Below are 20,359 nucleotides of genomic sequence, written 5' to 3' on the forward strand. Positions count from 1 at the left end.
AAATCAGTTCTGATCGCTGATGGAAATGAAGTAACCCGGCTGATAATCGATCGGTAGAAATCTTTCATGCAGTTCGCGGAATGATGACTCCGGTTCGATATCGGCAAACAAATCCGGGTGGAACCATTTTGCCATTTGTTCGATCACCACGAACTGATAGGGGCTGTTATAGAATTGATGCCAAACGATGTGGATATTGTTGTTTTTGGTCGCCTTGATATCCCGGAATGCCGGGCGTTCTGTCAGGCCAATCAATTTGCGTTTGGCTTCTTTCATGTCAGCTCCGGGACCAACAGGAACCCAGCCCATGCCGGGTGCATATGCTTCCCAGTCACCGCCAGTACCGACAAATTGGTCGGGGTTGCTGGCAACAACCTGTTCCGGGTTAATTGTGCCGAAAGTGCCCGGAATGATATCGGCTGCAATGTTTTTGCCACCGGCAAGTTCAACCATTTTACCGAAATTCTCATTACCAAACGACATGCAGCATTCGTCGGAATAACCGGCAGCACGTTCGATGAAGACGTCGGGTATTTTGGGGTTGGCCTTGGCAAGGCGATCAGTGACCCGTTTGATATGATCGGCGCGGAATTTGATGAATTCCTCGGCGCGCGTTTCCAGACCGGTTAACTGACCAAGAATGCGCATACTGGTTTCCGTGTTCTTCATCGGTGATTCACGGAAGTCGATATAGACCAGCGGAATACCTACAGCAGCGAGTTTTTTGTCAAGGCTGGCATCATCGGTCGCACCCTTTGCTTCAAGGTTCATCACAATGACATCAGGTTTAAGCGATATGGCCTGTTCGACATCGAATGTTCCATCCTTGATACCGCCAAACGTCGGCAAGCTATCAATTTCCGGATACTTTGCTGCATATATGCCGTAACCTTGCGGATCGGCTTTTTTAAGATCATCGCGCCAGCCAACGACTCGCTTGAACGGCGCGTCGGTATCAAGCGTCGCGAGGCCATAAATCAGACGACCTTCGCCAAGAATAAGCTTTTCTGCCGGAACTTTGACCGAAACTTCGCGGCCTGCCACATCGGTAATCGTGACGGTTTCTGCTGCGTGAACGGTCCCCGCGACCATTAACGCAACGGCAGCAATAGCGCCAAAAATTTTCATCCCCGTACCCTTATTTAGGATTGCCTGACCGCGGCATTATCATTTATTGAGAATGCAAATCAATACTTTTCGCAATAATTGATTTTTTTATGGATTTGGTGATATTTGGCGCGGTATCTGCCGCCGTGTGATCCCCGCAAGATCGCGCGGCCTTTTGCAGAGACAGGCTATTGGGGATTCTTCGAACGATGACGACGCATTCAAGCAATTTCAATCTGCGTGACGAGATCAAGGAATACTGGTCAATGCGCGCCGACACGTTCGATCAACAGCCTGGGCACGAGATTTTTTCAGATCAGGAACGTCTGGCGTGGCACGACCTGTTTCGCCGTCATCTGGGCGACGGGACCGGCAAACATGCGCTTGACCTTGCCAGTGGCACCGGCGTTATCAGCCATTTGATGCATGACATCGGGTTTGAGGTTACCGGGCTTGATTGGTCCGAAGCGATGCTGGAAAAGGCGCGCGCCAAATCGAAACAGCGTCAGTCCAATATCCGTTTCCTTCTGGGCGATGCGGAAAACACGCTTGAAGACGATAACAGCTATGACGTCATCGTCACCCGGCATCTGGTCTGGACGCTTGTTGATCCGACAGTAGCCTTTACCGAATGGTTCCGGGTTTTGAAACCGGGGGGTAAGCTTCTGGTGGTTGATGGTGATTTTGTTTCCCCGACCTGGATCAGCAGCTTAAACAAGGTGATGGCAGGTTTCCTGAAATCCCTTGGTTTGAAGCGCGAAGCAGCCGAAATACCGCAACTGAAAACCCATCAAGATATTCTGTCGCGCGTTCATTTTTCGCAAGGCGCGCGGGCCGATGAAGTGACATCGATGTTGAAAACCGCCGGATTTGATCCGGTTGTTGCCGATTTCAACATGCGCCAGATTCACCGCGCCCAGTCAAAACACCTTACGCTTGCCAAGGGCTTGGAACGGGGAGCCCAGCACCGTTATGCCATCTGCGCGACCAAGCCGTAGAAGGTCACACAGAATTGGCTGATTGCAGGCGACCGGAAAACATTGCGATGTCGTGGCGCATCGCATCCAGCAACGGGTGAAGTAGCGCAAGTTGCGCATCTTCCGTGCCCAGCTTAACCGTCAGGTAATTACCCTAATCAAGTTTGATGCTGATTTCGGTTTTGACCGAATTGGCAAGAAAGCAGGCCTCGTGGGCCGCGTGATGCAGTTCGGCCTCGACCTCGGCCGTCGGCGCTGCAGCGGCATAGGTGACCTTGGGGTAAAGTTCGACCCGGGTGATGACGGTTTTGCCGTCCTGCTTTTCCATGACACCGGTTGCAGCATCGACATAACTGTCGACGACGATTTTCCGGCGTGATGCGAAGTCAAGGAAGAACAGCATGTGGCAGCTTGAAAGGGCCGCCACATAGGCTTCTTCGGGGTCGACATTTTCGGCGACGGAATAGGGCAGTGGCACGACATGCGGGGATGAGGATGCGGGGACTTCGACCCCGCCGTCAAATCGCCAGAGATGACCACGGCTATAGCGGCGGTCGGCAAAGTTTGCGCCGTCGCGTTGCCATGTGACTTCTGCACCGAAACTGCTCATTGAGGGGCTCCGCTTTCGGGGTGGACGACAAGTTGTCGTGATGTGATGCCGATGTGTTTTTCAATGATTTCGACGGCTTTGTTGACATCGCCAAGGCTGCATACGGCTAGCAAGTCATTATGTTCTTCATAAAACGCTTTGCGCGCCTGCGATCCTGCGGGTTGCCGGTGATAGGAACGGCGCGCTTCGCCGCGTAATTCGTCAATCATCTGCAACAGGCGACCATTACCACACGGGGCATACAGGGTCCGGTGAAAGGCGATATCGAGTTCCTCAATGATCTCCGGGTCTTCTTCTTCAAAAAGTTCGTCGTTCAGGCGGATCCCCTTGCGCAGGTCGCGTTGTGTCAGATGCGGGATCGAGAGGATAAGAGCGGTTGATTCAAGTGAAATACGAATTTGCGACAGTTCGTGGGCCTCGTTAGCGCTTAAACCGTTTACCGCGAGGCTGCGGTCGGAACGTTTGGTTAGTAATCCGTTTGCCAGCAAGCGTTCCAGCGCTTGACGCACCGGCTGGCGGCTGACGCCAAATCGTTCGGCCAGCCGTTCCTGTTTCAGGATTGTGCCGGGCGAAAGGGTGCCGTTTTCTATTTCGCTTTGAAGCGTTTCAGTGATTTTATTTGGATCCATGGATCCAAAGTCATGCAAATTTGCCAAAGAGTCAAGTGGGTTCCGTTGGGATGAATTCACCCAAAATTAAATGCGACAGCGTCGAAAATCCTGGCCGCGGTTTATTTGTATGAGGGTTTAACTCGCGGTGTTGTGGAGGGGGCGTGGGCGTTGGGCGTTTGCCCGAGGGATGCTCAAGGGCTCCGGGGGCTCAGGGGGGATTCGTCGGGCATTCTCTCAGGTTATTGGGCCGGGATGGCTGCGGTCAAGGTGCTGTTGGTCGGGGCGGTTTTGGAGATGAAGTCGATCACGCGATTGACCGCATTGTCGATATCCTCGTTCAGGATGCCGTGCCGGTCGGATGCCAGCATCTGGATATCCAGTTTGCTGCATCCTGTGGCGTGGCGTTTGATCAGGGTGGCACTGGCGGGGTCAACCACCTGATCGCCGTCGCCCTGCAAAATCAGGATCGGACAGGCGATATCGGGCAGACGGTTTTGCATTTCGGCAACCGCCAGGCGCAGGTTGTGCAGGCCGCCAATCGGGATGTTGCGGTAATTGATATCGGGATGTTCGGATTCGTTAAGCCGGAAACTGAGCATTTCCTGTGCCGAAGGTACCCAGCCCATCAGTTTGTTGGCACCATAAAGCAACGGCACAAACATCAGGTTGCGGTTTCGGAATTTAAGCGGTGTTGATGCCACGACGAGCCCGGCCAGTTTTTCGGGCCGGTCGGCTGCCAGAATAGCCGACAGCGCCCCGCCGGTTGAAAAACCGACAACAATGATGTTGTCGCAAAAGGCCGACATGATTTCATAGCCGCGCCGAACCGATGCCAGCCAGTCACCCCATGTGCGTTTTTGCAATTCATGCGGTGATGTGCCGTGCCCGGCAAGGCGCACCCCCATTACGGCATAATCGCGCGCGGCCAGCCGATCCCCAAGATTGCGAAGTTCGGCCGGAGAGGCAAGGAAGCCATGCACGACCAGAACGCCGGTGGTAAAATGTTCGTTGCCATTGGGCAGCAATAGATAGGGGCGGCTATCGGCGGTGGCGGTTTCCTGATCGTTGATTGAGGCATATTTCGGTTTTTGATATTTCGCGCGGTTCCATTGCCATGCGCGGATTTCATCATCAAACCGGCGTTTGGCAAAATCGCGCGGTGTCAGGTGATCGACTTCGTCCCGCGCCTTTTCAAGCGCAGTCCAGGCCGCATTGATCGGGGCCATTTCATTGGCATAGACCATCACCGGATTGTCCATGCGGATCTGGTCAAAAGTGGCTTCTTCCTGCAATTTCGGCAGGAAGCAATATTTGCCATCAGCGCGTTCGATCAGGCCAAGTTGTACGGCGGCATCGATATATTCGCGGATCTGCGGGCATTTCAGATCAAAGATGCCAATATAATCTGCCGGGTTGCGCATGCCGCGATGCAGATGAACGCCTTCGGCCTGCTGGACATTTTTGATCGCCAGATAAAGGGTGCGGTCGAAATGGGCGATATCGACCTCGGTCACGCCATCGGCCAGCCACATCATGATCAGGCGCGATGCCAGATGACTGACATTGAGCGTGAGGTTCGAATACATCACCGCCATGCAATGATCGCGAAGCGGGCTGATATGGCGGGTAATGGCGTATTGCGTGATGCGATCAGGAATCTTTTCAAGCGTCTTGGCCGGGCGGAACAGATCATCGATGCAGGTCGCGGTTTCAACCCGATGGGCCAGCATACGCCGATCAATCCAGTTGAATTGATGGCGTGGATCAACCGGATCGCCAAGCCGGATATCCATATCTGTGCGTTTAAACAGAAGATTGCCTTCGATAATCAGTTCTTCGGCCATCTTGGGGCTAAGCCCGCCGGCGAAAAGATCGGCACCGCGCGCCAGCAGGTTCTGATCAACGCGGAGCGGATGGAAGGTGATGTTGGCGGGAAACATCAGGGTCGGCTTGGCAAGGGCGGCTTTGAGAATTTCGGGCGTGGTATCAATCGCAGTTGCCCAGCGATCAAGTTCATCGTGTTTGCCTTTGTCCAGCAGCATCGACAAACCGGTTTTAAAACCATCGATGCAAAGTGCGAGCAGGGCCGCGCCGCTATGATGGGCGCGCCGTTGATCGGCGGAGCGGGAATAGATGCTGTAATCCGGGCGTTTGGGATGCGGGCGTTCGGCGGCCAGAACGCGCCGGTCCTTGACCATGCCGCCTTCGGGAAAGATTACGACCTTACCGCCGCGCAGGATTTCTTCGGCAAGGAACGGCAGCAGACGTTCGTAATCATTGGGTACACCGCCAAGAGCCCGCAAGTACCGAGAAAATTTGTTGTCTTCGACGAAAAACTCGCCCGACGCGATGGACCGGCAAAACACCCCGGTTTCAAGCGCGATCAGATATTGCGGGATAAAGGTTTCAAACCGGGCGAAATGGTTGAACATGAAAATGTCGCCCTGGGCCAGATGATCGCGGTCGCCATGCATCTTGATGTTGATGTCGACCTTGGCGCGCAGTGCGGTCATGGCCCTGAGGGTCCATTCGCAAGTCTGGTTGCGGATCGCGAATTGTTCGCGTTCGATTTCCCGGAAATTCTGATGCATGGGTGATTTCGCCCCGAAGGCCTGAATGCCAAATTGATCGGCGTTATGATTAACTGGTGTCGTTTCCTTTAGGTCCTGATGCCTGAAACAGATATGTGTTTTCCCAATGGGTTTGAGAAGGCCAGCTACACGCATCAGGCGAACAATCTGTGGCACGCATCTTTGCGTATCCCTATAATCGTTACGATACGTTAAATTACTGTTCTGTCCGGATAGCAGGCCATTTCGCCCCAAATATGGCCGTCAAATGCAACCGTCCGGTGCAACATGATCCCGCCCCGTCATGAAAACTGGAAAATCCGTGCTGCCACCAACCGCCGAGCCATCCCGGAAATCGATCTTTCAGGATCGCAACTTTGTCCTGTTTCTGATCGGGCAATGCATCACCACACAAGGACTTTGGGTGCAGAAAATCGCCATGTCGTGGTTGGCATGGTCATTGACCGGGTCGGCATTCTGGACAGGGTTGATTGCGGCACTTAATTTCGCCCCGGCTTTTATTCTGGGGCCGGTTTTCGGCGTGATGGCGGATCGGGTCAATCTACGCAAAACGGCGGTGACATTGAACCTTATGATGGCGGCGACGGCATTTCTGTTGATGATGCTGTCGATGGCAGGGCAAATCAATCTGTTCTGGATGGTGGTTCTGGCCGGGGCGAACGGGGTTTTGGCCAGTGCGATGACGCCCATTCGGCTTTCACTGGTGCCGGTGATTGTTCAACGCGAATTCATGAGCCGGGCGGTGGCCTATGCCGCGATGAATTTCAATATTTCACGTCTGGTCGGCCCAGCGGTGGGTGGTGTCGTGATCGCGACATGGGGAACCGGGGCGGCATTCATGATCAATGCGGCATCCTATATCCCGATGATCTTTGTTCTGGCGACTGTCAAAATCCATGTTGAACGGGCACCCGATGCCAAAAGCAAACGGGTGCTGGCGGCCCTTGTCGACGGGGCCAACTACGCCCTTCATCACCCGATGATCCGGTCTGTTCTGGCGCTATCGTGTTTTGTCGCACTGGTCGGAACCGGGATGGTCGAACTGATGCCGGTCTTCGCCGAGGCGGTTTATGACCGCGGCGTCACCGGGCTTGGCATGCTGGCATCGGCAAGCGGGGTTGGCGCAGTTGCATCGACATTCATGTTGTCGCGGGTCAGATCCGATCCGGCCGCCTTTCAGCGGGTGACGGTTATCGGGGCCTTTGCCGCCGGATGCGGCATGCTGGGGCTTGGTTTTGCACCGTGGTACGAGCTTGCCGTGGTTCTGGTTGCGATTACCGGTTTTGGTTTGACGGCGGTCGGGGTTGGGTCGCAAACCGCATTGCAATTGACGGTGGATAACAAGCTGCGCGGTCGGGTGATGAGCTTCTGGAGTGCGACAAGCTTTGGCGGGATTGCCTTGGGCGGCACGATGCTGGGTGCGATATCGGAGGCCGGACACATTCAATATACCGCACGTGGATCAGGGATATTGATTTTGTGCGCGGCGGTTTTCGGGTTTTGGCGCTTGTATCGCATTGCGACAAATAGTTCGAAACCTGCCACAGAAACGGCAAAATGATCTTGTTTTTCGGGGCTCTTTGTAAACGCTTGTTTAAAACTCGTCGGGTTAGGGTGACGGATCATTTTGCATTTCTTGGGGGAATATCGCATGCGGCTGGCGGTCGTTATCGGATTTTGTATGCTTGTATCGGGATGCTTTGCATCTGCAAGTACGCCAAAACCCAATAGCGGCCTTGAAAGTGACGGCGTTTCGACCGTGACCAATGTCAGCTTGCCGTCATCGCGTCTGTTGCCCTTTGCCCCCACCGACGAATTTTTGCAATGCGTGCCTTATGCGCGTGCTGTGTCGGGCATTGAAATTTATGGCGATGCCTGGACATGGTGGGATCAGGCGAAAAATACCTATAACCGGGGCAAAAAACCCGAAGTCGGTGCGGTTCTGGCGCTGAAGAAGACATCGCGGTTGAGATACGGGCATGTGGCGGTGGTTGCCGCCATCCTCGACAGTCGCAAGATCATGGTCAATCATGCCAACTGGGGCAGCGATTCGCGTACGCGGGGCAAGGTGCATTATCGCCAGCCGGTTGTGGATGTTTCGCCCAATAATGACTGGTCCGAAGTGCGGATGATGAACACGATCGGCACATTCGGTCGGGTTTATCCGGCACATGGCTTTATCTATCAGCCACACGAAACCGCCGAAGCCCACTAGATTTTCCGTCCTTTTCCTGCCTGCTTCCCTCTTCCTGCTTTCCTGACCCGTTTATAAAAAAGGCGAAGGCCCAACTGAGGGGCGCTTCGCCAAGGGGAACCTTGCGCGGGTGGGGCGCACAAGTTCGGGGGTTGATGTGGATATTTTCAGGCCGCCGATGTCGGAACCGGACCAAGCGCTGTAAACAGGGCGGTATCGCTATCTTCTTCCGGGTTTGGTGTGGTCAAAAGTTTTTCGCCGTAGAACACCGAATTGGCCCCGGCCATCAGGCACATGATCTGGGCTTCGCGGGTAAGGTCGGTACGCCCGGCCGAAAGGCGGACGGTGGATTTCGGCATGGTGATGCGGGCGGTTGCGACCATGCGAACCAGTTCAAGGGCATCGACGGGCTCGCGGTCGGCAAGCGGTGTTCCGGCCACTGGTACCAGTGCGTTGATTGGTACACTTTCGGGATGTGGCGCGAAACCGGCGAGGACATGGAGCATTGATGCGCGGTCGCGGATGCTTTCGCCCATGCCGATGATCCCGCCGCAACACAGGTCAATCCCGGCACCGCGCACGGCAGCCAGCGTATCGAGCCGGTCCTGATAGGTCCGGGTGGAGATGATCTGGCTGTAATATTCCGGACTGGTATCAAGATTGTGGTTATAGGCGGTGAGGCCAGCCCCGGCGAGGCGTTCGGCATGGCGGGTTTCGAGCATGCCAAGGGTAACGCAGGCCTCCATGCCGAGATTGCGGACACCGCGCACCATTTCGATCACGGCATCAAAGGCCGCACCATCGCGCACGCGTCGCCATGCGGCCCCCATGCAGAAACGATCCGCCCCGGCGGCCTTGGCACGCGCCGCCATTTTCAAAACCATACCGGGGTCCATCAACTGTTCCCTGCCCAGCTTGACCTCGCGGTGGTGGGCTGATTGCGGGCAATAGGCGCAATCTTCGGGGCAGCCGCCGGTTTTGATCGACAGCAGGCTGGCCTTTTGCACGGCATTGGGATCGTGATGGGTGCGATGGACCGCGCTGGCGCGGCCCATCAGTTCAAGCAGGGGCAGGCGATAGATCGCCTCGATCTCGTCCACCGTCCAGTCGTGACGGATGGTTTGATCAATTGCCGGGTTTTGTGCGGGAAGGCTGTTCATCAGGCGGTGCCGCCTTTGTTGCGTTTGATGAAGCGGGTGCAGGCGGCGCTGCCAAGGGCAACGAGGGAGATTTTGATGGTGTCGCCCAGAATGAACGGGGTGAAGCCGTATTCAGCAACCTTTTCAAGCGGCACAAAGGCGGCAAGCCATGCCAGACCCAGAACATAGACCGGGATCATACCGGCCATCATGATGCCAAAACGCGCCAGCGTACCGCGCCCCTGTGCCAGTGCGCCGACCAGCCATGAGGCAATCAGATAACCCAGCAGATAGCCGCCGGTCGGCCCGGCCATATAGGCAAGCCCGATGCCACGTTCCGGCGTTCCGGCAAAGACCGGCAAGCCAGCCGCACCCGCCGCCAGATAACCCAGCATGGTGGCACAGGCGACGCGTGGGCCGGTGGCGAGTGCAATAGCCATGATCGCCATGGTTTGCAGGGTCATTGGCACCGGCCAGAAGGGAACGGTGATTTTGGCGCTGGCGGTCAGGATGGCGACACCGGCCAGAACCATCAGGCTATATTTCATTCCTATCGAGATGCGGGTTTCGGCCGGTTTAGAGACTGCATTGCTCATGGTGATTTCATCCTCCTCTGGATCGCATTCAAAATTATAGATAAAAAACGAATCTCATCTATTAATTACGCCGTGATCGGAGGGTGAAATCAATCCCCAAAATAGATAATCGGATGAAATTGGCCGATATTTGCGGAAATGTATCGTTAGTATATTGATTTATATGTTATATTTTTATCTATAAAATTGGAGATTTGCACATAAACAGGCGTCCTGCATTGCCAAAACGCAGGCAGGAACAGGTTCGAACCGTGGATTTTGGGTTCGGGAGACAGTTCTGGAAGGGGTCAGGAAAGGGTTTGCGGGCGGATTTTAGGCCCCGGTTTGGTGCCGATCCATTTGACGTGACGCGCAAGGGTGGCGGCAGAAATGTCAAACTGCCGTTCGCGGAGCGCCTTCAGGATGGCGCGGTGATCCTGATCGGTCGGGGCTTCCCATTCCATGCGGAAGCCGGAAAACAGGAAGCGGGCACTTGCGGCATGCAGATCGTCAATGGTTGCCAGCAGGCGGGGCATGCCGCACGGGGTCAGGATGAGGCGGTGGAAGGCGCGATTGGCTTCTTCCCATGCCCGGACATCGGGGGCATTTTCGCCCGCACGGTTGATCGCCTCTGCCTCGTCGAGAATGGCGCTGGTCAGGTGCGGGGCGGCATGGCGAAGGGCGAGGACTTCGAGGGATGCGCGCATTTCAGCGACTTCGCGGACTTCTGCGATATCAAAGCTGGCAACCCGCACACCGCGGCGCGGTTCGCTGACGACCAGCCCCTGTGCTTCGAGGCGGCGAAAGGCTTCGCGCACTGGCACGTGGCTTGCGCCGAATTCCTCGGCAAAATGGTCTTGGCGCAACTTCGTACCCGGTGCGATATGCCCGGCGATGATGCGGTCAGCCAGTTCGCGGGTGATCCTGCCTGTAACGGTATTGTCCATGTCGCTTTTCATGATTTTATAGATAATTTGCGCGCCCGATTTTGTCGAGCACGCATATCCGTAACCGGTAAATTAATCGCGCGATATCAGAAGGTTTGTTTAGCAGTCCGGTGCACAATGTTCGTCAGGCATATCGGCGAATGCTTCGCGCAATGCCTGCGACCATGCGTCCGAAAGGGCTTTGAACCCGGCATCTTCGGCATCAATCCGGCGATGTTCGGAGAAATGGCACGATCCTTCGGGTAGGACGGCAAGATCAAGCGGCATGCCGACCGACAGGTTGGATCGCAATGTTGAATCCATCGACAGCAATGCGGCTTTGACGCCGTCGGCAATCGGCGTTTCCGGGGTGATCACGCGATCAAGGATCGGTTTGCCGTATTTATGTTCGCCGATCTGAAGGTAAGGCGTGTCTTCGGTGGCCTCTATAAAGTTGCCCGCCGCATAGACCAGAAACAGGCGTTGTGCCCCGCCCTTGCGCTGCCCGCCGACCATGATCGAGGCCGAGCTGCTTTCCTTGCGTTGTTCGAGCGTGTCCTGATATTTGTGCTGCACTTTCTGCATCGCCTCGCCCATCAGTTCGGCAACGCGGAACATGCTGGGTGCGCTCAGGATACAGTCGCCCGGTTCGGTTTCCGGGTTGTCGATGGCTTCCTGCAGGGTGCTCATGACTGCCTGCGTGATCGCGAGGTTGCCCGCAGTCAGCGCCACGATGGCGCGTTCACCGGGTACTTCCCAAGTGAACATCTTGCGATAACGCGAAATGTTATCAAGCCCGGCATTGGTTCGGGTGTCGGAGAGGAACACCATCCCCTCATCAAGCATCAAGCCCACGCAGTAGGTCATATTCTATTCTCGGGTCCGGCTATTGCTGTGATTGCGCAACGATGACTGTTACATCCAAATCCTCGTTTGCACCACCAGTATGTACACCCCGTATAGGTGTGGCACCCTGTGCATCAAGTCCAGACCCCAGACGAATATAATAATCGGTCGGGCAGCAGCGGTTTGCCGGATCAAACCCGACCCAGCCCAGTTCGGGCAAATGCAGTTCCGCCCACGCATGGGATGCTTCGTGTGATTTGCCATCCTGATCGGCAAACAGATAACCCGATACATAGCGTGCGGGAATGCCAAGATGGCGGGCGGCCGAAATCATGACATGGGCGTGGTCCTGACAGACGCCCTGACCATCGGCCAAGGCGTCGGCGGCGGTGGTATGGACATGGGTGCTGCCCGGGACATAGGCGACGGCATCGGACACGGCTGCCGAAAGGGCGTGGGCCCGTTCAAGCAGGTTATCCGGGCTGGTTTTCTTTTCGACTTTGGCGGCGAGTTTGCGGATCGCGGCACTGGATTTTGTTACGGGCGTTGAACGCAGGAACACGGTTGGAAAGGCGCGTTCCTTATGCCCGCGAAGCATGCCTGTGGTATCGGTGGTTTCGACTTCTCCGGACACAACGACATCAACAGAATCAACTGGCCCGGTTGCGGTCAGCGTGCTGATGGTGTCGCCATTGCCATCGACAAATTCTGAATTGATCACGCATCCCTCGGCCTTGATCGACCAGCGGATGATTTTTTGTCCGTCAAACAGGGACGGCGTCAGCTTCAGACTTTGCACGACATAGCGTGCCGACGGGGAAAACCGATAATGGGTGCGGTGTTCAACAGTCAGGCGCATCTTACTGGCCCCCGAAATAATAGGTTTCGGCAATTGCCGATGACAGGGTCTGATTTCGTTTGAGGAAATCAGACAGGAATTCGTGAAGGCCCTGGCTGAAAATTTCGTCCATGCGGGTTTGGGTCAGCAGGGAATATGTTTCGACTGCCAGGCTGTGCACCGGGCTTCGTTGGCCGTAATGGCGGGCCAGATGTTCCAGATGGTTGGTGATCTGTTCCGAACAATGGGCCAGCGACCGGGGACTGAACGGATTGAGGATCAGGAAATGCGCTATGTGATAGGGTGAATAATCATCGCGATAAACCCAATGGAAGGCACGCAGGGATGATGCTGCCCGCAGAACCGTCGTCCATTGATAGTTATCGACCCCGTCGCCGACCATGCTGGTTTCGGGTAGCAGGACATAATATTTCACGTCAAGCAATCGTGCGGTGTTATCGGCGCGTTCGATGAAAATGCCAAGACGGATAAAATCGTACCCGTCGTTGCGCAGGATTGTTGAATCGGTCGCGCCGCGAAACAAGGCACCCTGCCGTTTGACCCAGTCGATGAATTCCGGCAGATCGGTTTTTGCAAGGTTATGCATTGCCGTTCGGCGCAATTCCATCAGGGCATTGTTCAATGCTTCCCACATTTCGGCGGTGATGGCGGTACGCATGGCGCGCGCGTTGGCGCGTGCATTTTCAAAACAGTTCAGGATCGAAGACGAATTATCGCGATTGAAAATCAGATAATCGGCAACCTCGGCCTGACGGAGCGGCATGGCGGGATCGTAACCCTGGGCGCAGCCCGATGCAGACAGGACGGAGGCCCATTCTGACCGGTTACCGTCACCGGCGGCCGGCATCAGGGCCATGCGATAGCCCATTTCCATCAGCCGGGCCATGTTTTCGGCCCGTTCCACGTAACGGGACAACCAGAAAAGGTTGTCTGCTGTACGACTAAGCATGTGACTTCCCTTTCTTCTCTACTCGGCCATGATCCAGGTGTCTTTTACCCCGCCGCCCTGCGACGAGTTGACGACTAGTGATCCTTCGCGCATGGCAACGCGGGTCAGGCCACCCGGCGTCAGCCGGATGTCATCGCCGACAAGGCAGAAGGGCCGGAAATCGACATGGCGCGGGGCGATGCCGCTTTCAACGAAGGTTGGGCAGGCGGAAAGGGCAAGGGTCGGCTGGGCGATGAAATCGCCCGGATCGGCCTTGATGCGCTCGGCATAGGTCGTCTGTTCTTCCTTGGTGGAGGCCGGGCCAACCAGCATGCCGTACCCGCCCGAACCATGGACTTCCTTGACGACCAGTTCGCCAAGATTTTCCAGCACATATTTCAGATCGTCCGGGTTGGCGCATTTCCATGTCGGTACGTTATTCAGGATCGGTTCCTGCCCAAGGTAAAACCGGATCATGTCGGGCACATAGGTATAGATTGCCTTATCGTCGGCAACACCGGCACCCGGTGCCGAACAGATCGCAACCCCGCCTGATCGATAGACATTCATCAGGCCGGGAACGCCCAGCACGGAATCGGGCCGGAAACAGAGCGGATCGATAAAGGCATCGTCGATCCGGCGATAAATCACATCAACCCGGGCGGGCCCGCGCGTTGTGCGCATATAGACGCGGCCTTCGGACACGAACAGATCCTGCCCTTCGACAAGTTCAACACCCATCTGGTCAGCAAGGAAGGAATGTTCGTAATAGGCGCTGTTCATTGCACCCGGTGTAAGGACCACGATATTTGGCTCGCGATCGCACCGTTTGGGCGCGATGCTTTTGAGCGTCTTATGGAGCATGTCCGGATAGCTTTCGACCGGTTCGATCCGTAATTTCGAAAACAGTTCCGGGAACATCCGCATCATGATTTCGCGGTTTTCCAACATATAGGAAACGCCCGACGGGGTGCGGCAGTTATCCTCCAGCACATAGAAATCATCCGGGCCGACGCGCACGACATCAACGCCGACAATGTGGCTATAGACCTTGCGCGGGGGATCGATGCCGATCACGGCCGGCTCAAACGCGGCGTTCCTGAACACCAGATCGGCGGGGATGATCCCGGCCTTGATGATTTCGGCGTTGTGATAGACGTCATACAGGAAGGTGTTGAGCGCGCGTGCGCGCTGCTTGACGCCACGTTCGAGCTTGCGCCATTCCGTGGCGGTGAAAATGCGTGGAATAAGATCGAACGGGATTAGCCGTTCCGGATCGCCACCTTCGCCATAGACCGCGAAGGTGATGCCGATTTTGCGAAAAAGAGTTTCTGCCTCTAGTCGCTTCTGCTGGAGGGTTTCGGGCCCGCTGGCCTCCATCCAGTCAACCAGTGCGCGATAAGGTTCGCGTACTTCATCGTTCATCATCATTTCGTTGAACATGCACACTCCCCTTGCTTATCCTTTGATTAAAGGCGGTGCTGCAAGGGGCGGTCAAGCATGTTCACGGTTGAAATGTTTCTTTTTTCAGCAAAAACAGGATTTGCTGAAAATTTGGGCCGGGTCGTTTAACTGATTGTGCAAAAAACGGGCGTTTTACAGTTCGGTTACGGTTTTGCTGGCCGCAAAACATGGGTGTGATCGGCAGCATACAGGCGGGAATCGGTGAAATCCTTCCGCCCAAAGACCCCGCCCACCATGATCAGAGCCGTCCGGGTGATACCACTACCTTTGACCTTGGCGCGGATATCGCCAAGCGTCCCGTGGATGAATTGCTGATCGGGCCAGGTGACGCGATAGGCGACAACAACCGGGCAATCTTCCCCGTAATGCGGGATCAGATCGCGGACGACATTGACCAGATTATTGATCGAAAGATGCACCGCGAGGGTGGCGCGCGAACGACCCAATTCGGCCAGGCTTTCGCCTTCGGGCATGCAGGATGATCGCATGGCGGTGCGCGTCAGGATGACGGTTTGCGAAATATCGGGCAGGGTCAGCTCTGCCCCAAGTTCGGCGGCAGTGGCGGCATAGGCCGAAACGCCCGGCGTGATGTCATAGGGGATGCCAAGGTCATCCAGACGTCGGATCTGTTCGGCAATCGCGCCATAGATCGACGGATCGCCGGAATGCACGCGCGCGACATCCTGCCCCGCGGCATGTGCCATTTCAATCTCGGCCAGAATTTCATCAAGGTTCATCGGCGCGGTATCAATCACGCGCGCGCCGTCGGGGGCGGATTTGACGATTTCCTCGGGCACGAGTGACCCGGCATAGAGGCAGACCGGGCATTTTTCGATCAGTTTAAGCCCGCGAACGGTGATCAGATCGGGGGCGCCGGGACCGGCACCGATAAAATGAACGGTCATCAGTTTGCCTTATCGTTTTTGGGATCGTTTTTGGGATTATCGAGGCTGTGGACCGGGGCGTTTGCAGCGTCCGGGCCCTTTTTGGCATAGCCGCGCGGGGTATAGACCCAGCTGTTTTCGCCGCGTGTGATATGGCGGCTGTTGCTGGAGCCGACCAGAACGGTGGTCAGCATATCGACCATATCGACTTCAAGTTTCGCAAGCGGAACGACTGTTATCTGTTCGTCAGGGCGGCCAAGCTGTCGACCCAGCACGACCGGTGTTTCCGGCCCGCGATGTTCAAGCAGGATATCGCGGGCTTGTGCCAGAAGATCACGGCGGCGTTTGGATACCGGGTTATAGAAGGCGATGACAAAGTCGCCCTCGCCCGCGGCCTTGAGACGACGCAGGATATCCTCGCGCGGGGTCAGAAGGTCCGAAAGCGATATCGCACAGAAATCATGGCCCAGTGGCGCACCGATCCGTGATGCGGCGGCTTGCAGGGCGGAAATGCCCGGAGATACCTGCACGGCAACGCGGTTCCAGTCAGAACGATCTTCGCGATCCAGCAGTTCAAACACAAGCGTCGCCAGCGCATAAATCCCGGCATCGCCAGACCCGATCAGGGCGACGTCCCTGCCAGTGGCGGCCAGTTCAAGTGCGTGTCTGGCACGGGCCTCTTCGGCGCCAAGGTCGGAATGATGGCAGGATTTGCCGTCAATCAGTGGCCCCAGAAGATCAAGATACATCTGATAACCGACAATATCGGTCGCACGCGCAATCAGGCTGCTGGCTTCGGGACTGCGCCAGCCGGGCTGTCCAGGGCCGATGCCGACAATCGACAAACGTCCCTGCGGACGACCCGATTGCAGCGGATCAATGTCATCGATTGAAAGCCCAATGGCACAGGTGGCCCGTTTTAATTTCTGTTTCGAAACGATCAGCGTGCCGTTCGTGCCGATGGTGGCAAGGGCCGCGCCCTCAGCAACGCCATGGCAGCCGGTTTCGGCAAAGACGATATCGGACGGATTGGCAAGGCGGGGGGCTTCGGCTTCGAGTGTTGCGGCGTCATAGAAACGCGCGGGGACGCCCAGATGATCGGCCAGTGCGTGAACGGCGGCTTCATCGGCCTTAAGATCAATGGATGCCACGCAGGCAACGCTTTGCGCGCTCAGGCCATTTTCGGCGAGGGTTTCGGTGGCGAGTTTGATCAGCTCGTCCGGTTCGCAATGACGTTCGCATCCGACGCCAAGCGCCAGAACCGGCGGGTGATAGACAATCTCGTGATTGTTCTTGTCGTCCCTGTTCGTGTCCATCGCCTTGGCGGTGGTGCGAATGATGACCTTGCCAGTGTCGCTGCGTTCGATATTGCTGTTGGTCAGCCAGGCGGCTGATCCTGCCTCGACCTCGAACCGGGCGGTTTCACCAGCCAGAAGGGCTGCGGTGGCTGGTTTGACAGCCTGCGGATTAGCAAGATGCCAGCCGACCGGCGGTTCATCAAGGGCCAGTCCCAGCATCGCATCGCCCGGCGTGGTGATCGCCGCCTGCCCGCCCAGCCGTTCGGCCAGATCGCGCGCCAGCCGATTGCCACCGTGATGCCCGCCCAGAAGCGGGATGAAGGTGCTGCCGGCCTCGTCGACTGCGATGACGGCGGCGTCCTGCCATTTATCTGCCAGAAGCGGTGCCAGAGCGCGGATCAGGATGCCTGATGTGCAAACGCCGATGATTACATGATCAGTCGAAAATGTTTGTTGCAGATGTGTAATGGTATCCTCGAACGCGACATCGACATCGCTTGTCGAGACGCGTGTGCGCAGGCCGTGGACTGATGCACCCTGCAGGTTTGCGGCAATGCGTTTGGCGGTGGCAAGGGCGCGCTGCGTCAGACAGATGACCGCAATTGGCGCAATCGGGTCCGTCGGCAGGATCGGGTTGGTATTGCTGGCGGTGGGGATATTCGGGGGCGTCATCGCCATGCGTCTCCGCGACGGTGGATCAGGATCATCGAGAAATAGGGTGCTATGGTATCTTCCGGAAGGTCACCAAGCGGGACCATTTTCTGGGTTTCAAGCGTCGCGCGTTCGATATAGCGCGCCCGGTCGGTCAGGCCAAGTTCTTCGATCACCTTGCGGACTTTGGCGAAGTGGCGGCCAAGTTTGATGATGGCAGCCGCATCGGTATCGCCAAGTTGCGCGCGCAGGCGTTCTTCGGACAAGGGTCCCGGAATGACCTGCAACACATCGTTTCTGGCGGCAAGCGGTGCGCCAAGCTGGGCGGCGCAGGCCATCATGGAACTGACACCCGGCACGGTTTGAACCGGATGCCCGGCTTCGGCCAGACGGCCAAACAGATACATGAAGCTGCCATAGAAGAACGGATCGCCTTCGCACAGAACGGCAACGCTTTTTCCGGCTTTCAGATGGTCGCCGATTTCAAGGGCCGCGGCGTCATAGATCGGGTCGGCGGGCTGGCCCATGGTAATGCGGATGGCGATCTCTATCCGTCCTGTGGGGACATGCGGCGTGACGATTTGCCGGGCAAGACTGGCGCCGTCTTCGAGGGCGGGATAGGCAATCACATCTGCCTTTTGCAGTATGTTATAGGCTTTGAGCGTGATTAGGTCGGGTTCGCCCGGCCCGATGCCAAGGCCATAGGCCGTACCCGCCACGGGTAATGCGCTGGCGGGTGTTGTGGCCGCGTCGCTCATGCTTTTACTCCGACATAGTGGGTGACGGGGGCAAGGTTGCTCCAGCCCCTGAAACTGCCGCGTGGAACCAGCCGGGAAACCGACAGGCGCGATAGGGTGCCACCGTTTTTATTGTAAAACCGTAATAATTCTTCTTCGCCTTCCAGCGTGACCGTATTGGCCACCAGCCGCCCATGCATCGGCAGGATATCCCAGCACCGATTCATCAGACTGGATGTCGTGATGCCGCCGCCGACGAAAATCGCATCGGGTGTCGGAAGTTGATCGGCGAAGGCAATCACATCCTCGATCCCCTTTTGGCGGATCATCAGATCGGGTGTACCAAGGCGGATGGCATTTTTTGCGATCAGGTCGCAGCGTTTTGCATCGCGCTCTATGGCGATGGCCTGCCCCCCGGCGCGCATCCATTCGATTGAAACCGAACCGCATCCCGCCCCCAGATCCCAAAGCATGGCATCGCGCCATGGGGCAAGGGATGACAAGGTTTGGGCACGGATTTCGGATTTGGTGATCATCCCGTCATGGATGAAGGCATCATCGGGAAGACCGGCCCCATTGCCCAGAACGCGGCTTTTGGGACCGGCCACCAGATCAATCATGATCAGGTTCAGTGGATCAACCGGTTTGACATCGGGCATTGAGGTTGCCGTGGACTGCCATGTTTGGGCGGTCTGGGTGGTAATGCGTTCTTCTGTACCGCCCAGCCGTTCGCAAATCGTCATATGGCTTTGATCGTAGCCGGCTTCGCACAGCATGACGGCAACCAGTGCCGGGGTGCTGCCATCGGCACTGAGCGTGATCAGTTTGCCGCGCGGGCGCAGGTGCGATCGCAGGATTTCCGGGTCGCGCCCGTGCAATGTGATGACATCGCATTCGGCAAGCGCCCAGCCCATGCGGGCGGCGGCCAGACTGATGCTGGACGGGTGCGGGATCACGTTAATTGATCTGGAACCGAAATAATTAACCAGTGTATTGCCGACACCAAAGAACATCGGGTCGCCACTCGCGAGAATGACCGGGTTCTGATCAAGGCAATCCTCGATCAGGGGCATATTGGCCTCGAACGGGGTGATCCAGCTGTTCTGGGTGGCAATATTTGATCCGGGCAGCATGGCGATGTGGCGTTTGCCGCCAAAAATCACGCTGGCGGTTTCCAGAATCTGACGTGCAATCGTGCTTAGTCCGTCATAACCGTCTTCGCCAATGCCGATCACGGTGATTTTGCCGTTCAAGGGCGATTGTTCGTTCATTTGCCATTCCCCTTGTCAGGGTCGGTGGGTTTTGTGGCCGTGCCATCCGGTGTCTGCCCCGGCGATGCGAGGCGCGCCAATGCGTTAAGCGTTGCCGCGGTGACCGCACTGCCGCCAAACCGGCCGCGCAATGTGACGAACGGGATGTCACCGGCATGGGCAATCAGGGCTTCTTTGCTTTCCTCCGCACCGACAAAGCCCACCGGCATGCCGATGATCAATGCCGGTTTCGCCAGACGGTTCGAAATCAGGGCCTCAAGCAGATGAAAAAGCGCCGTTGGCGCGTTGCCGATGGCAATTATTGCACCATCGATATGATCTGCCCAATCTTCGATGGCGGCAGCCGACCGTGTAGTAGCAAGCTTGGCTGCGCGTTCGGCGTTGCCATCTATATTCAGGGTGCAAATGACCGGGTTCTGTTGGGGCAGAAGGCGGTAAATGATCCCGTGACGGACCATTTCCGCATCACACAGGATCGGTTTGCCATTTTGCAGGGACCTGATTGCTGCGGTCACCACGTCGCCGCCAAAAGCAATCAGATCTCCCTTTTCAACCATGCCACAGGCATGAATGATCCGTACGGCAACCGACCGCAATTCTTCGGGAAAGCGGGCGAGATCGGCTTCGGCTTCGATGGTTGCAAAGCTTTGCCGATAGATTTCCTGCGGGTCCCGCAGATAGTCGAACATCG

19 protein-coding genes are annotated in these 20,359 nt (G+C 56.6%); 3 read left to right on the forward strand and 16 right to left on the reverse strand.

Annotation, left to right across the window (positions count from 1 at the left end; all coding sequences use genetic code 11):
* Positions 1 to 3: 3 nt before the first annotated feature.
* Positions 4 to 1,128, reverse strand: coding sequence for an ABC transporter substrate-binding protein (locus BC440_RS13655; protein ID WP_063092196.1), 1,125 nt, complete (start codon positions 1,126 to 1,128; stop codon positions 4 to 6).
* Positions 1,129 to 1,316: 188 nt separating this feature from the next.
* Here BC440_RS13655 and BC440_RS13660 point away from each other — a divergent pair, with 188 nt between their 5' ends.
* On the forward strand, positions 1,317 to 2,105 hold the full coding sequence (locus BC440_RS13660) for a class I SAM-dependent methyltransferase (RefSeq protein WP_063092195.1): 789 nt from the start codon (positions 1,317 to 1,319) through the stop codon (positions 2,103 to 2,105).
* 133 nt (positions 2,106 to 2,238) lie between these two features.
* Here the strand turns inward: BC440_RS13660 and BC440_RS13665 are convergent, their stop codons facing one another.
* From BC440_RS13665 to BC440_RS13675, 3 genes are all read right to left on the reverse strand, one after another.
* Positions 2,239 to 2,694 carry an OsmC family protein gene (locus BC440_RS13665; protein WP_063092194.1) on the reverse strand — a complete coding sequence of 152 codons (456 nt, stop codon included), beginning with the start codon at positions 2,692 to 2,694 and terminating at the stop codon, positions 2,239 to 2,241.
* Positions 2,691 to 3,323: a GntR family transcriptional regulator gene (locus tag BC440_RS13670; protein ID WP_063092347.1), complete on the reverse strand. Its 633-nt coding sequence runs from the start codon at positions 3,321 to 3,323 to the stop codon at positions 2,691 to 2,693. Before BC440_RS13670 ends, BC440_RS13665 begins: the two co-directional genes overlap by 4 nt.
* A gap of 221 nt (positions 3,324 to 3,544) precedes the next feature.
* Entirely contained in the window at positions 3,545 to 5,896 is a 2,352-nt protein-coding gene (locus tag BC440_RS13675; protein ID WP_065702165.1) for an alpha/beta fold hydrolase, read from the reverse strand.
* A gap of 283 nt (positions 5,897 to 6,179) precedes the next feature.
* On the opposite strand from BC440_RS13675, the gene BC440_RS13680 reads away from it, so the two are divergent.
* A complete protein-coding gene (locus tag BC440_RS13680; protein ID WP_063092192.1) occupies positions 6,180 to 7,457 on the forward strand; it encodes an MFS transporter in 1,278 nt (425 codons plus the stop codon).
* A gap of 90 nt (positions 7,458 to 7,547) precedes the next feature.
* On the forward strand, positions 7,548 to 8,111 hold the full coding sequence (locus BC440_RS13685; RefSeq protein WP_007088400.1) for a CHAP domain-containing protein: 564 nt from the start codon (positions 7,548 to 7,550) through the stop codon (positions 8,109 to 8,111).
* Positions 8,112 to 8,257: 146 nt separating this feature from the next.
* Here the strand turns inward: BC440_RS13685 and bioB are convergent, their stop codons facing one another.
* The 12 genes from bioB to BC440_RS13745 form a co-directional block, all read right to left on the reverse strand.
* Positions 8,258 to 9,250 carry a biotin synthase BioB gene (gene bioB, locus BC440_RS13690; protein WP_063092191.1) on the reverse strand — a complete coding sequence of 331 codons (993 nt, stop codon included), beginning with the start codon at positions 9,248 to 9,250 and terminating at the stop codon, positions 8,258 to 8,260.
* Positions 9,250 to 9,825, reverse strand: coding sequence for a biotin transporter BioY (locus tag BC440_RS13695; RefSeq protein ID WP_063092190.1), 576 nt, complete (start codon positions 9,823 to 9,825; stop codon positions 9,250 to 9,252). The genes bioB and BC440_RS13695 overlap by 1 nt, the downstream gene beginning before the upstream one ends.
* A 287-nt stretch (positions 9,826 to 10,112) precedes the next feature.
* Entirely contained in the window at positions 10,113 to 10,751 is a 639-nt protein-coding gene (locus tag BC440_RS13700) for a GntR family transcriptional regulator (RefSeq protein ID WP_223304939.1), read from the reverse strand.
* 99 nt (positions 10,752 to 10,850) lie between these two features.
* Positions 10,851 to 11,597: a proteasome-type protease gene (locus BC440_RS13705; RefSeq protein ID WP_063092188.1), complete on the reverse strand. Its 747-nt coding sequence runs from the start codon at positions 11,595 to 11,597 to the stop codon at positions 10,851 to 10,853.
* Between the two features lie 19 nt (positions 11,598 to 11,616).
* Complete coding sequence (locus BC440_RS13710) at positions 11,617 to 12,435, reverse strand: transglutaminase family protein (RefSeq protein ID WP_063092187.1); 819 nt, start codon at positions 12,433 to 12,435, stop codon at positions 11,617 to 11,619.
* 1 nt (position 12,436) lies between these two features.
* Entirely contained in the window at positions 12,437 to 13,384 is a 948-nt protein-coding gene (locus BC440_RS13715; protein ID WP_063092186.1) for an alpha-E domain-containing protein, read from the reverse strand.
* Between the two features lie 18 nt (positions 13,385 to 13,402).
* Positions 13,403 to 14,806 carry a circularly permuted type 2 ATP-grasp protein gene (locus BC440_RS13720; RefSeq protein ID WP_063092185.1) on the reverse strand — a complete coding sequence of 468 codons (1,404 nt, stop codon included), beginning with the start codon at positions 14,804 to 14,806 and terminating at the stop codon, positions 13,403 to 13,405.
* A 164-nt stretch (positions 14,807 to 14,970) separates the two neighbouring features.
* A complete protein-coding gene (cobM, locus tag BC440_RS13725; RefSeq protein WP_063092184.1) occupies positions 14,971 to 15,732 on the reverse strand; it encodes a precorrin-4 C(11)-methyltransferase in 762 nt (253 codons plus the stop codon).
* On the reverse strand, positions 15,732 to 17,681 hold the full coding sequence (gene cobJ, locus BC440_RS13730) for a precorrin-3B C(17)-methyltransferase (protein WP_231858549.1): 1,950 nt from the start codon (positions 17,679 to 17,681) through the stop codon (positions 15,732 to 15,734). Before cobJ ends, cobM begins: the two co-directional genes overlap by 1 nt.
* Positions 17,678 to 18,418: a precorrin-2 C(20)-methyltransferase gene (gene cobI, locus BC440_RS13735; RefSeq protein WP_063092182.1), complete on the reverse strand. Its 741-nt coding sequence runs from the start codon at positions 18,416 to 18,418 to the stop codon at positions 17,678 to 17,680. Before cobI ends, cobJ begins: the two co-directional genes overlap by 4 nt.
* A complete protein-coding gene (locus BC440_RS13740; RefSeq protein WP_063092181.1) occupies positions 18,415 to 19,668 on the reverse strand; it encodes a bifunctional cobalt-precorrin-7 (C(5))-methyltransferase/cobalt-precorrin-6B (C(15))-methyltransferase in 1,254 nt (417 codons plus the stop codon). Before BC440_RS13740 ends, cobI begins: the two co-directional genes overlap by 4 nt.
* The gene (locus tag BC440_RS13745; RefSeq protein WP_063092180.1) at positions 19,665 to 20,357 is read right to left on the reverse strand and encodes a precorrin-8X methylmutase; all 693 of its coding nucleotides are present in this window, start codon (positions 20,355 to 20,357) and stop codon (positions 19,665 to 19,667) included. The genes BC440_RS13740 and BC440_RS13745 overlap by 4 nt, the downstream gene beginning before the upstream one ends.
* Between the last annotated feature and the right edge of the window lie 2 nt (positions 20,358 to 20,359).

Origin of the sequence: Thalassospira sp. MIT1004, assembly GCF_001858545.1 — a bacterium.
GTDB classification, from domain to species: Bacteria; Pseudomonadota; Alphaproteobacteria; order Rhodospirillales; family Thalassospiraceae; genus Thalassospira; species Thalassospira xiamenensis.

What these genes read in the sequence shown, in the direction of transcription:
- BC440_RS13655 (WP_063092196.1), bottom strand. Translation starts at nt 1,128, where the DNA reads ATGAAAATTTTTGGCGCTATTGCTGCCGTTGCGTTAATGGTCGCGGGG.
- BC440_RS13660 (WP_063092195.1), top strand. Translation starts at nt 1,317, where the DNA reads ATGACGACGCATTCAAGCAATTTCAATCTGCGTGACGAGATCAAGGAA.
- BC440_RS13665 (WP_063092194.1), bottom strand. Translation starts at nt 2,694, where the DNA reads ATGAGCAGTTTCGGTGCAGAAGTCACATGGCAACGCGACGGCGCAAAC.
- BC440_RS13670 (WP_063092347.1), bottom strand. Translation starts at nt 3,323, where the DNA reads ATGGATCCAAATAAAATCACTGAAACGCTTCAAAGCGAAATAGAAAAC.
- BC440_RS13675 (WP_065702165.1), bottom strand. Translation starts at nt 5,896, where the DNA reads ATGCATCAGAATTTCCGGGAAATCGAACGCGAACAATTCGCGATCCGC.
- BC440_RS13680 (WP_063092192.1), top strand. Translation starts at nt 6,180, where the DNA reads ATGAAAACTGGAAAATCCGTGCTGCCACCAACCGCCGAGCCATCCCGG.
- BC440_RS13685 (WP_007088400.1), top strand. Translation starts at nt 7,548, where the DNA reads ATGCGGCTGGCGGTCGTTATCGGATTTTGTATGCTTGTATCGGGATGC.
- bioB (WP_063092191.1), bottom strand. Translation starts at nt 9,250, where the DNA reads ATGAACAGCCTTCCCGCACAAAACCCGGCAATTGATCAAACCATCCGT.
- BC440_RS13695 (WP_063092190.1), bottom strand. Translation starts at nt 9,825, where the DNA reads ATGAGCAATGCAGTCTCTAAACCGGCCGAAACCCGCATCTCGATAGGA.
- BC440_RS13700 (WP_223304939.1), bottom strand. Translation starts at nt 10,751, where the DNA reads ATGGACAATACCGTTACAGGCAGGATCACCCGCGAACTGGCTGACCGC.
- BC440_RS13705 (WP_063092188.1), bottom strand. Translation starts at nt 11,597, where the DNA reads ATGACCTACTGCGTGGGCTTGATGCTTGATGAGGGGATGGTGTTCCTC.
- BC440_RS13710 (WP_063092187.1), bottom strand. Translation starts at nt 12,435, where the DNA reads ATGCGCCTGACTGTTGAACACCGCACCCATTATCGGTTTTCCCCGTCG.
- BC440_RS13715 (WP_063092186.1), bottom strand. Translation starts at nt 13,384, where the DNA reads ATGCTTAGTCGTACAGCAGACAACCTTTTCTGGTTGTCCCGTTACGTG.
- BC440_RS13720 (WP_063092185.1), bottom strand. Translation starts at nt 14,806, where the DNA reads ATGTTCAACGAAATGATGATGAACGATGAAGTACGCGAACCTTATCGC.
- cobM (WP_063092184.1), bottom strand. Translation starts at nt 15,732, where the DNA reads ATGACCGTTCATTTTATCGGTGCCGGTCCCGGCGCCCCCGATCTGATC.
- cobJ (WP_231858549.1), bottom strand. Translation starts at nt 17,681, where the DNA reads ATGACGCCCCCGAATATCCCCACCGCCAGCAATACCAACCCGATCCTG.
- cobI (WP_063092182.1), bottom strand. Translation starts at nt 18,418, where the DNA reads ATGAGCGACGCGGCCACAACACCCGCCAGCGCATTACCCGTGGCGGGT.
- BC440_RS13740 (WP_063092181.1), bottom strand. Translation starts at nt 19,668, where the DNA reads ATGAACGAACAATCGCCCTTGAACGGCAAAATCACCGTGATCGGCATT.
- BC440_RS13745 (WP_063092180.1), bottom strand. Translation starts at nt 20,357, where the DNA reads ATGTTCGACTATCTGCGGGACCCGCAGGAAATCTATCGGCAAAGCTTT.